This is a genomic window from Micrococcus sp. KRD026 (assembly GCF_017168445.1).
Taxonomy (GTDB): Bacteria; Actinomycetota; Actinomycetes; order Actinomycetales; family Micrococcaceae; genus Micrococcus; species Micrococcus luteus.
Genome location: NZ_JABFBA010000024.1, coordinates 12,409 through 22,722 on the forward strand (window position 1 = coordinate 12,409; position 10,314 = coordinate 22,722).

10 protein-coding genes are annotated in these 10,314 nt (G+C 73.6%); 3 read left to right on the forward strand and 7 right to left on the reverse strand.

Translation table 11 applies throughout. The annotated features are described in order from the left end of the window. Positions 1–16: 16 nt before the first annotated feature. Positions 17–865, forward strand: a complete 849-nt coding sequence (locus J1M40_RS08680) for an HAD family hydrolase (protein WP_069941156.1) — start codon at positions 17–19, stop codon at positions 863–865. A 22-nt stretch (positions 866–887) separates the two neighbouring features. On the opposite strand, the gene J1M40_RS08685 is transcribed toward J1M40_RS08680, so the two are convergent. Next, positions 888–1,436: an NYN domain-containing protein gene (locus tag J1M40_RS08685; protein WP_036316538.1), complete on the reverse strand. Its 549-nt coding sequence runs from the start codon at positions 1,434–1,436 to the stop codon at positions 888–890. A 33-nt stretch (positions 1,437–1,469) separates the two neighbouring features. Beyond that, on the reverse strand, positions 1,470–2,498 hold the full coding sequence (locus J1M40_RS08690) for a hypothetical protein (RefSeq protein WP_342356897.1): 1,029 nt from the start codon (positions 2,496–2,498) through the stop codon (positions 1,470–1,472). A gap of 101 nt (positions 2,499–2,599) precedes the next feature. On the opposite strand from J1M40_RS08690, the gene J1M40_RS08695 reads away from it, so the two are divergent. Further along, positions 2,600–3,520, forward strand: coding sequence for a carbohydrate kinase (locus J1M40_RS08695; RefSeq protein WP_010079702.1), 921 nt, complete (start codon positions 2,600–2,602; stop codon positions 3,518–3,520). A gap of 103 nt (positions 3,521–3,623) precedes the next feature. On the opposite strand, the gene J1M40_RS08700 is transcribed toward J1M40_RS08695, so the two are convergent. The 5 genes from J1M40_RS08700 to J1M40_RS08720 form a co-directional block, all read right to left on the reverse strand. Continuing rightward, complete coding sequence (locus J1M40_RS08700) at positions 3,624–4,700, reverse strand: malate dehydrogenase (protein ID WP_036316532.1); 1,077 nt, start codon at positions 4,698–4,700, stop codon at positions 3,624–3,626. Between the two features lie 93 nt (positions 4,701–4,793). Continuing rightward, positions 4,794–6,296: an amino acid permease gene (locus tag J1M40_RS08705; protein ID WP_036316542.1), complete on the reverse strand. Its 1,503-nt coding sequence runs from the start codon at positions 6,294–6,296 to the stop codon at positions 4,794–4,796. Between the two features lie 100 nt (positions 6,297–6,396). Then, positions 6,397–7,470, reverse strand: coding sequence for a low specificity L-threonine aldolase (locus tag J1M40_RS08710; RefSeq protein WP_041103500.1), 1,074 nt, complete (start codon positions 7,468–7,470; stop codon positions 6,397–6,399). 1 nt (position 7,471) lies between these two features. Next, positions 7,472–8,149 (reverse strand): SDR family oxidoreductase, encoded by a 678-nt coding sequence (locus J1M40_RS08715; RefSeq protein WP_036316546.1) that lies wholly within the window; start codon positions 8,147–8,149, stop codon positions 7,472–7,474. 3 nt (positions 8,150–8,152) lie between these two features. Then, positions 8,153–9,583, reverse strand: a complete 1,431-nt coding sequence (locus J1M40_RS08720; RefSeq protein ID WP_041103501.1) for a DUF6421 family protein — start codon at positions 9,581–9,583, stop codon at positions 8,153–8,155. 123 nt (positions 9,584–9,706) lie between these two features. On the opposite strand from J1M40_RS08720, the gene J1M40_RS08725 reads away from it, so the two are divergent. Beyond that, a complete protein-coding gene (locus J1M40_RS08725) occupies positions 9,707–10,165 on the forward strand; it encodes an Lrp/AsnC family transcriptional regulator (RefSeq protein WP_036316550.1) in 459 nt (152 codons plus the stop codon). The last annotated feature ends 149 nt before the right edge of the window (positions 10,166–10,314 follow it).

Genomic DNA, 10,314 nt, shown 5'->3' on the forward strand with positions numbered 1-10,314 from the left:
GGCCTAGACTGAGCGCATGCCCGCCCTGCCCCTGCCCTCGCGCCGTCCGCGGATGATCGCGACGGACCTGGACGGCACCATCATCGGGTACCGGCACACGCGGTCGGGGCGCCTGAGCCCGCGCACCATCGCGGCGCTGCGGGACGCCCACGACGCCGGCGTCGAGGTGGTGTTCGTGACCGGCCGTCCCCTCCGCTGGCTCGGCCCGCTGAGCGCGCAGCTCGGCCCCGTCGGCCCGGTGATCTGCTCCAACGGCGCCGTCCTCGTGGACACCGCCACGGACGACGTCCTGATCGCCCACCCCATGCCCGTCGAGGCCGTGTGGACCGCCACGGACCGGCTGCGCGCCCTGGACCGCACCGTGTCCTTCGGCGCCGAGACCCTCGAGGGCTTCTTCTGGGAGCACGCGTTCTCCGAGCGCGCCGAGTTCCGGGCCGAGGTCCACGCGGCGGCCACGCTCGAGGCCGCGCTGCCGGGTCGGCTGGGCGTCGTGAAGCTGCTGGCCCGCTCGGACACCCTGTCCCCGGACGCCTTCCTCGCCGCGGCCCGCGCCGAGCTGGACGAGCTCGTGAGCGCCACGCACTCCGCGCCCGGCATCGCGCTCGTGGAGATGTCCGCGCCGGGCGTGCACAAGGCCGCGACCCTCGCCGAGTTCGCCACGAGCCGGGGGGTCGCGCCGGCCGACGTCGTCGCGTTCGGGGACATGCCCAACGACCTGGAGATGCTCCAGTGGGCCGGTCTCGGCCTGGCCGTGGCCTCGGGGCACCCGTCGCTGCTGGCCGCGGCGGACGGCGTGGTCGGGGCGTGCGACGACGACGGGGTGGCCGCCACCGTCGAACGCCTGCTGGAGCTGCCCACGGACTGAGCCGCGGGCCGCCCCCGGCGGGTCAGAGGAACTCGTTCGGGTCGAACGCCTCGACGTCGATCACGCGCAGGCGCGGCAGGGACGAGTCGAACGCGCCCACCGCGTGCTCCAGGTCGAAGAACTCGACCCCGGGGATGCGGCGCAGCTCGTGGGAGAGGAACTCCTCGAAGCCCATGATCCCGGTGCGTCGGCCCGGCGTGGCCGCGAGGTCGGTGAGCTGGGGGGCGAAGTCGGCGTCGTGGCTGACGAGGACGACGTCGTCCTCCCGGCCCAGCAGCGCCTCCGCGGTGCGCTGGATGCCGATGTCCACGACCTTGCCCTCGCCCCGCAGCATGATCGGCTGGAAGCCGAGGGCGGTGAGCGCCTGGACGAACGGGATGGGGATCTCACCGTCGATGGCGAGGAAGAACAGGCCCTTGACCGGCTGGTCCCAGCGGTCCTCGAGGTAGCCGAGCAGGCGCTTCCAGCGTGGCCGCTCGTCGGGCTGGGGGCGCCGCTGCAGGATGGACGTGCCGAGGGTGGCGTCGATGTTCTCGCCGTCGATCAGCAGGTAGGTGGTTCGCTCGCTCACGCTCTCGAGGCTACCCGCTGGGGTGGACGTCGGTCAGCGCGCGCGGTCGAACGGGGCCGTCAGCAGGCGGACGACGCCCTCCAGCGGCCCCGCGCGGAACGGGCCGATACGCACGACGGCCCGCCACAGCAGCGGCAGCAGCAGCGCGCCGGCCACCAGCACGGCCAGGTTGAACCACGTGTCGTCCGTGCCCGTGGCGCTGCGCCACGGCCCGGGTCCGAGCCCCCGCACCCAGCCGAGGTACCACAGGTGCGCCACGTACACGGACAGCGTCATCGCGCCGGGCACGGCCAGCAGCCCGGCCCACCGCGGCGCCAGGGCCGCGCACCCGCCGAGCACGGTCAGCACGAGGCCCGTGTCCAGCAGGGCCTCCGCGGGGGTCGCCGTGTAGGGCACGGGGGCGGCGCCGGTCTGCGTCCGGGACAGGGCGAGCACGACGCCGGCCAGCGCGATCCCCCCGGCCGCCCAGGCGAGCCCCGTGAGCCGTGCGCGCCGGGCCGGGGCCGCCGTCGTCGTGCCGTGGACGGTGGCGACCAGCACCGCCCCCAGCAGCGCCCACGCGAGGAACAGGGGGAGACGGTACGGGCCGTCCGTGAGGAACGCGGAGACCCACGGGGTCAGCGTCGCGCGGCTCAGCCCGAGCGCCTGCGCGGCGGGGAGGAGCCGGTCGACGACGTCGGCCGTCGGTGTGGCGGCGAGCAGGAGGCCGCCTCCGCCGGCCAGGACGGCGAGCACGAGGTGCGCGGCGAGGGGGAGGGCGGCCAGCAGTGCCATGAGCACCGTGAGCACAGCCAGGTGCGCCAGCACGTTCACGACGGCCGCCCCGAAGAGCCCGGTCAGCCACGCCGCCCCGAACAGGGCGGCCGCCCGCACAAGCGCGCGGGGCACGGCCCGGCCACGGCCCAGCCACTCCACCTCGAGGCGCGCGCCCACGCCCACGAGCGCCGCGAACAGGGGCGCGGTGAGGTGCTCGGAGAGGTGGAGCACCCCACCCGGGCCGCCGGCGGGCGCCGTGTGGGCGACCATCATCGCGACCAGGGCCAGGCCGCGCGCGACGTCCACCCAGACCAGGCGGCCCCGGGCGGTGTGGGTGGCGGCGGGAGCGTGGGAGGAGGGATGACGTTTTTTTTTTTTAGATGGGTATAAGAGACAGGTACTGTGGTGTGATCGGAGAGGCGCTCGTCGACGTCGTGGTCTCGGACACCGCGACCCCCCGCGTGCACGTCGGGGGCAGCCCCCTGAACGTGGCCGTGGGCCTGAGCCGGCTGGAGCGGCCCGTCCTGTTCGCCGGCCGCCTCGGCCGCGATGCGCACGGGGACATGATCGCCTCGCATCTGCGGGAGAACGGCGTGCGCTGCCTGCTCGAGCCGGATGCCGCCGCCACCTCCGTGGCCACCGCCCGCCTGGACCCCACGGGCGCCGCCAGCTACGAGTTCGAGCTGGACTGGACGCTGCCGCCCGCCGCCGCGCTCGCCCGGGACTTCGACGACGCCGCCGGCGGCCCGCTGCACCACATGCATGCCGGCTCCATCGCCACCATGCTCGCCCCCGGCGACGCCGAGGTGATGGCCCTGCTCGAGCGGATCTCGGCGGTCACGACCATCAGCTACGACCCCAACGTGCGGCCCACGATCGTGCCGGACCGGGCGTTCGCCCGCGCCCGCGCGGAGGAGTCCGTGCGGCTGGCGGACGTGGTGCACGCCTCGGACGAGGACATCGCGTGGCTGTACCCGGACCGCCCGCTGCGCGAGTCGCTGCAGGCGTGGCAGCAGATGGGCCCGGCGTTCGTGGTGATGACCCGCGGCGCCGAGGACATCGTGGCCGTCACCGCGCACGGCGTGGTGGAGCGCCCGATCGTGCCCGTGGACGTCGCGGACACCGTGGGCGCCGGTGACTCGTTCACCGCCGCCCTGCTCGCCGCCCTCGACGACCGCTCCCTGCTCGGCGCCGCGAACCGCGGCCGCCTGCACGCGATGGACCCGGCCGACGTCGAGTCGGTGCTGATCTACGCCTCCCGCGCGTCGGCGATCACGGCCTCCCGCCCGGGGGCGGACCCGCCCACGCGGGCCGAGCTGGCGGACTGACCCCACGCCCTCCCGTCCTCGCACGAATCTGTTGCGCATCCGACCCTTCCGGCGGGCGGGGACGCCCCCAGAAGGGTCAGAGACGCAGACGATCCCGGCCGCCTCAGAGCAGGCCCAGCCCTCGCACGGCGTCGCGCTCGGCCTCCAGCTCGGCGACGGTCGCGGCCAGCCGCCCGCCCTCACCCGGCAGCACGGACTCGTCCGGCTCCAGCCCCGGCACGATCCGCCACGCGGTGCCGCCGTCGGACGTCACGGGGAACGAGCTGATCAGCCCCTCCGGCACCCCGTAGGAGCCGTCCGAGACCACCGCGGCCGACGTCCGGCGCGGCGCACCGTCCGCGTCCACACCGGTGCCGAGGGTCCAGTCGCGCATGTGATCGATCGCCGCGGACGCCGCCGACGCCGCCGAGCTCGCCCCGCGCACCTCGATGATCTCCGCGCCCCGCCTCGCCACGCGCGGCACGAACTCCTCGCTCGCCCACACCGGGTCCACCACCTCGAGCGCCGGCCGCCACGTCCCGTCCACCCGCACGCGGGCGTGGGTGAGGTCCGGGAACTGGGTGGCGGAGTGGTTGCCCCAGATCGTCACGCCGGACACGTCCGTCACCGCGACGCCGGCCCGCGCGGCCAACTGCGCCACGGCCCGGTTGTGGTCCAGCCGGGTCAGCGCCGTGAAGCGCGCGGCCGGCACGTCCGGGGCGTGGGCGGCGGCGATCAGCGCGTTGGTGTTGGCCGGGTTCCCGACGACGACGACCCGCACGTCCTGCGCCGCGTGGTCGTTGATCGCCCGGCCCTGAGGCCCGAAGATCCCGCCGTTCGCCTCGAGCAGGTCGCCGCGCTCCATGCCCTTCGTGCGCGGCCGCGCGCCGACGAGCAGCGCGTGCTGGACCCCGTCGAAGGCGCGGGCCGGGTCGTCCGTGACCTCCACGTCGGCCAGCAGCGGGAAGGCCGCGTCGGCGAGCTCCATGGCGGTGCCCTCCGCGGCGCCCAGGGCGGCCGGGATCTCGAGCAGGCGCAGCCGGACCGGGGTGTCCGGGCCGAGCATCCCGCCGGCGGCGATGCGGAAGAGCAGTGCATAGCCGATGTTGCCGGCGGCGCCGGTGACGGTGACCGTGCGGGGCGTCGTCGAAACGGGGTCCGGGGCGGTGTCCTGTGCGGTGGTCTGCAGTGCGGTGTCCACGCCCCCATCGTGCCCCCGCTCGCCCGCGGAGGACACCCCGGCCCGCCGCACGGCCCCGGCCTAGACGGCACGGCGACCTCCGAGGTGGGGGACTCAGTCCAGGACGCGGGTGAGGTCGGCGTCCTCGTAGCGGACCGGCTTCGAGCCGGTGACGAGCTTGTGGCCGAGCCACAGCGCGAGGAACAGGGGCAGGCCGATGTACGCGCTGGCCACGGCCACGAGGTCCACGTCGCCCATGAACGCCTGGTAGTTCTGGCCGAGGATCACGACGGCGCACATGACCAGCGCGACGATCGGGCCCAGGGGGAACAGGAAGGCGCGGTAGGGCAGGTCCTTCGGGTCGTGGCCCTGCGCGACGTAGGCCCGCCGGAACCGGTAGTGGCTCCAGGCGATGCCCATCCACACGATGAACCCGGCCAGGCCCGAGGCGGAGACGAGCCACACGTAGGCGGCGCCGTCCCCGATGAACGTGGTCAGGAAGCACGCCGCGCCCACCGCGGTGGTGGCGTAGAGGGCGTTCATGGGCACGCCGCGCCGGTTCACCTTCGCCAGGAAGCGCGGGGCCTTGCCGGAGTCGGCCAGGGCCCAGAGCATGCGGGTGGAGGCGTACAGGCCCGAGTTGCCCGCGGAGAGGATGGCCGTGAGGATCACGGCGTTCATCACGGAGGCGGCGGCGAGCACGCCCGCGTTCTCGAAGACGAGCGTGAACGGGGAGATCGAGATGTCCTCGACGTCGCTGCCCAGCAGGTGGGGGCTGGTGTAGGGGATGAGGAAGCCGACGACGGTGATTGCGCCGACGTAGAAGAGCAGGATGCGCACGAACACGGTGCGGATCGCCTTGGGCACGTTCTTCTCCGGGTCCTCGGCCTCGCCCGCGGCCACGCCGACCAGCTCGGTGCCCTGGAAGGAGAAGCCGGCCACCATGAAGATCGCCAGGATGCCGGCGCCGCCGCCCACGAAGGGGGCCTCGCCGTCCGTCCAGTTGTGGAAGCCGGGGGAGGAGCCGCCGAGGATGCCGACGATCATCAGGACGCCGAGCACCAGGAAGATCACCACCGTGGCGACCTTGATGAGCGAGAACCAGAACTCGCTCTCGCCGTAGGCGCGCGTGGAGAGGGCGTTGAGGCCGAAGAGCAGCGCGAGGAAGATCGCGGACCAGATCCACGAGGGCACGTCCGGGAGCCAGTACCGCATGATCAGGGCCGCCGCGACGAGCTCGGCGGCCACCGTGATCGCCCAGTTGTACCAGTAGTTCCAGCCGATGGCGAAGCCGAACGAGGGGCTCACGAAGCGGGTCGAGTACTCCTCGAACGCGCCGGAGACCGGCAGGTACGTGGACATCTCGCCGAGCGACTGCATCAGCAGGAACACCATGAAGCCGATGGCCACATAGGCCACGAGGGCGCCACCGGGGCCGGCGGTCGCGATGGTGTTGCCCGAGGCCACGAACAGGCCCGTGCCGATGGCGCCGCCCATCGCGATCATCGTCAGGTGCCGGGACTTGAGGGTGCGTTGCAGGGAGCCGCCCTCATGGGTGGCGTGGGCGGCGGAGGCGGCCGGCGTCGACGGGGACGTCCGGGGTGCGCTGGTGTCCACGGTGGCCTTTCGGTGGAGGAGCGGTCGGACGCGCGTCGAAGGCCGCGGCGTCCCACCCTGCTGCACGGTGGTAGAAGGGTATCCCGGCCGGGCGCGTCCGTCAGACGGCGGGGACGAGTTCGGCGCGCAGCGCCGCCGTGAACGCGTCCACGTCCTCCTCGGTCGTGTCGAAGCCGCACACCCAGCGCACCTCGCGGCGCGCCGCGTCCCAGTCGTAGAACCGGAAGCGGGCGCGCAGCCGGTCGGCCACGCCCTCGGGCAGGACGGCGAACACGGCGTTGGCGTCCGTGGCCTGCGTGAACTCGACGCCGGCCAGCGAGCCGTCGGCGACCCCCGCCTCGATGACGGCGCGCAGCCGGGCGGCCATGGCGTTGGCGTGGCGGGCGGAGCGCAGGTACAGGTCGCCGTCGAACAGGGCGAGCAGCTGCGCCGAGACGAAGCGCATCTTCGAGGCCAGCTGCATCTGGTTCTTGCGCAGGTACACGAGGCCGTCCGCGGCGTCCGGGTCGAGCACGACGACGGCCTCGGCCAGCAGCGCCCCGTTCTTGGTGCCGCCGAGGGAGAGCACGTCCACGCCGACGTCGGTGGTGAAGGCGCGCAGCGGCAGGCCCAGGGAGGCCGCGGCATTGGCGATGCGGGCGCCGTCCATGTAGACGCGCATCCCGTGCTCGTGGGCGTAGTCCGTGATGGCCTTGACCTCGTCCGGGGTGTAGACCGTGCCGAGCTCGGTGGACTGGGTGAGGTAGACGACCAGGGGCTGGGCGCGGTGCTCGTCACCCCAGCCCCAGGCCTCGGCGGCGATCAGCTCGGGGGTGAGCTTGCCGTCGTCGGTGGCCACGGGCAGCAGCTTGATGCCGGCGGACTTCTCGGGCGCGCCGCCCTCGTCCACGTGGATGTGCGCGGTGTCCGCGCAGATCACCGCGCCCCAGCGGGGCAGCATGGCCTGGAGCCCGACGACGTTCGCCCCGGTCCCGTTGAACATCGGCCACGCGGTGGCGTCCTTGCCGAAGTGCTGGGCCACGACCTCCTGGAGGCGGGCCGTGTACACGTCCTCGCCGTAGGCGACCTGGTGGCCCCCGTTGGCCTCGGCGATCGCCGCGAGCACCTCCGGGTGGACGCCGGAGTAGTTGTCCGAGGCGAAGCCCCGCTCCTGCGGATCGTGGATCCTCTGCATGTCAGTCCGTTCCCTTCTCCTGGAGCGTGAGGACGGCGTCGTTCAGCGCGCCCGCCTCAGCCTTCCACAGTCGCGCGTACTCCTCGGCCAGCCGTTCCTCGAGCCCGGCGAGGGACTTCACGCGGAACACGACGGCCGCCGAGCGCAGCGGCGCCTCCGCGTCCCGGGCGGCCTTGGCCCAGCCCTGCGCGACCGCGCGGGTCCATGCCTCGCTCGCCGCCTTCACCGCGGCGTAGTTCGCGCCGCCGGCGAGCGGCCGGGTCACCGCCGTGGACGAGACGATCGCGAGGCGACCGGCGGACGAGGCCCGCAGGTCGTCGTCGAGGGCCCGGCTCACGTGCCGCAGCGCCGTGAACGAGGCCTCGAGGGCGCGGTAGTCCTCCTCGGTCTGGCCGGCGAGGCCCCCGCCGCCGCGCCAGCCGCCCACCAGGTGGAGCAGGCCGTCGATCCGGGTGCCGCGGGCGTGCAGGTCCTCGACGAGGCCGCGGACGGCGGTCTCGTCCGTGAGGTCCAGGGCCGCGGTCTCGGCGCCGAGTTCGGCGAGGGGGGCGAGCTTCGCGGCGTCGCGCCCGGTCGCGACGACGTGCGCGCCGGCGTCGAGGAGGGTGCGGGCGGCGGCCCGGCCCGAGGCGCTCGTGGCGCCCGCGATCAGGACGGCGCGGTCGGTCAGGGCGGCCACGGGTCAGGCGTCCGTGCCGCGGATCCCGGCGGTGGACTCGATGACGCCGCACATCTTCTTCTCGAGGGCCTCGAAGAACATGGACAGCGGGAACTCGTCGTCGAGCACGAGGTCGGTGTAGCCCTTGGGCGGGCCGGCGAGCACCTCGCGCGGCAGGCCCTGCGCCCACACGGAGGCCGGGTGCGGGGTGACCACGGAGGCGACGAGCTCGTAGGCCTGGAGCCAGTGCACGGTCTTGGGGCGGTCGATGGACTCCCAGTAGAGCGTGTCGATGGCGTCGCCCAGCTCGACGACGGCGTTGGCGAGCCGGTCCCAGTCCACGCTGAGCTCGACGTCGCGCCACTGGATCACGTCCTTGCGGTGCAGCCAGGCGAAGAGCAGCTGGCCGCCGAGGCCGTCGTAGTTGCGGACGCGGGAGCCGGTGAGGGCGAAGCGGAAGACGCGGTCGAAGAGGACGGCGTGCTGCACGAGCCCGGCGTGGCGGCGGGTCTGCTCCTCGAGCGCGGTGAGCTGCTCACCGGCGGCGGCGCGCGCCGTGAGGCGGCGCTCGATCGCCACGCACTCGCGGAAGGCGGTCATGTCGCAGCGCATCTCCTCGAGCGTGTAGAGGAAGAAGGGCATGCGCTGCTTGATCATGAACGGGTCGAAGGGCAGATCGCCGCGCATGTGCGTGCGGTCGTGGATGAGGTCCCACATCACGAAGGTGCCCTCGGCGAGCTCCTGGCAGGAGAGCAGTTCGGCGAGCTCGGCCGGGAGCTCGAGCTGGGTGATCTCGGCGGCGGCGGTGACGACCCGGCGGAAGCGGGCGGCCTCGCGGTCCTGGAAGATGGCGCCCCACGTGAAGGTGGGGATCTCGCGCATGGCCACGGTCTCGGGGAAGAGGACGGCCGAGTTCGTGTCGTAGCCGGGGGTGAAGTCGATCAGGCGCAGGGAGACGAAGAGGCGGTTGCCGTAGTCGCCGGCCTCGAGCTCGGCGATGAACTCGGGCCAGATGGTCTCGACGACGAGGGCCTCCACGTGCCGGTCGGGGGAGCCGTTCTGCGTGTACATCGGGAAGACCACGAGGTGCCGGACGCCGTCGACGCGGTGCTCCTGCGGCTGGAAGGCGACGAGGGAGTCCAGGAAGTCCGGGACGCCGAAGCCGCCGTCGGCCCAGCGGGCGAAGTCGCGGGGCAGGGCGGCGAGGTAGGCGGCGTCGTGTGGGAAGAGCGGGGCGAGCTCCTCGACGGCGGCGACGATGGTCTCCACGTGCTCGCGCGCGGCGGCGTGGTCCGCGGGGTCCGGGATGGAGCCGTCCTTGACCTGCAGGGGCTGCAGGGCGGTGGCGGCGGCCTTGAGGCGGAGCCAGGCCGGGTGGGTCTCGACGGTGCGCGCGTCGGCCGGGGTCTCCGGAACGACGACGTCGGTCCGGGCGGGCTGCAGAGTGGTGGACATGGAACCCTCCTGAGGTCGAATCGCCGGAAAATATCCGGTGATGCGGATCACTTGCCGGAAGGTTTCCATGAGGGCATGGGGCTGTCAACCCGGCGGCCGGGGCCGGCTGATAGCGTGCGGCGCATGGACGACCCTGTCGACGCGCGGCTTGCGGCCGCCGTCTCCCATGACCCGCGCGCCACGCTCGCCCAGCTCTCCGAGCGGGTCGGCCTCTCGACCTCCGCCGTGCAGGCGCGCCTGCGCCGGCTCGAGAGCACGGGCGTCATCACGGGCTACCGTGCGCTGCTCGACCCCGAGGCCGTGGGCAGGCCGCTCTCCGCGTTCATCGAGATCAGCCCGCTGGACCCGCGCCAGCCCGACGACGCCCCCGAGCTCCTCGAGTCCATCGCGGCGATCGAGGCGTGCCACTCCGTGGCCGGCGACGCCGCGTACATGCTCTTCGTGCGCGTGGGCTCGCCACGCGAGCTCGAGGCCCTCGTGACGGAGATCCGCCAGACGGCGTCGGTGTCCACCCGGACCACCGTGGTGCTGCAGACCTTCTACGAGCACCGCCCCATGCTGGAGTTGCCGGCGGAGGACTGAGGGCGGGCGCGTCGGCCCCACCTGTCACGTGAGTGGTCGGAATGAGGGCGGGTCTGACGCTCATTCCGACCTCTCGCGTTCCCGGCTGCGGCAGCGGGCACTCGGCCGTCCGTCCCCGCTACGGTGATCCCGTGCGTCCGACCTCGCCC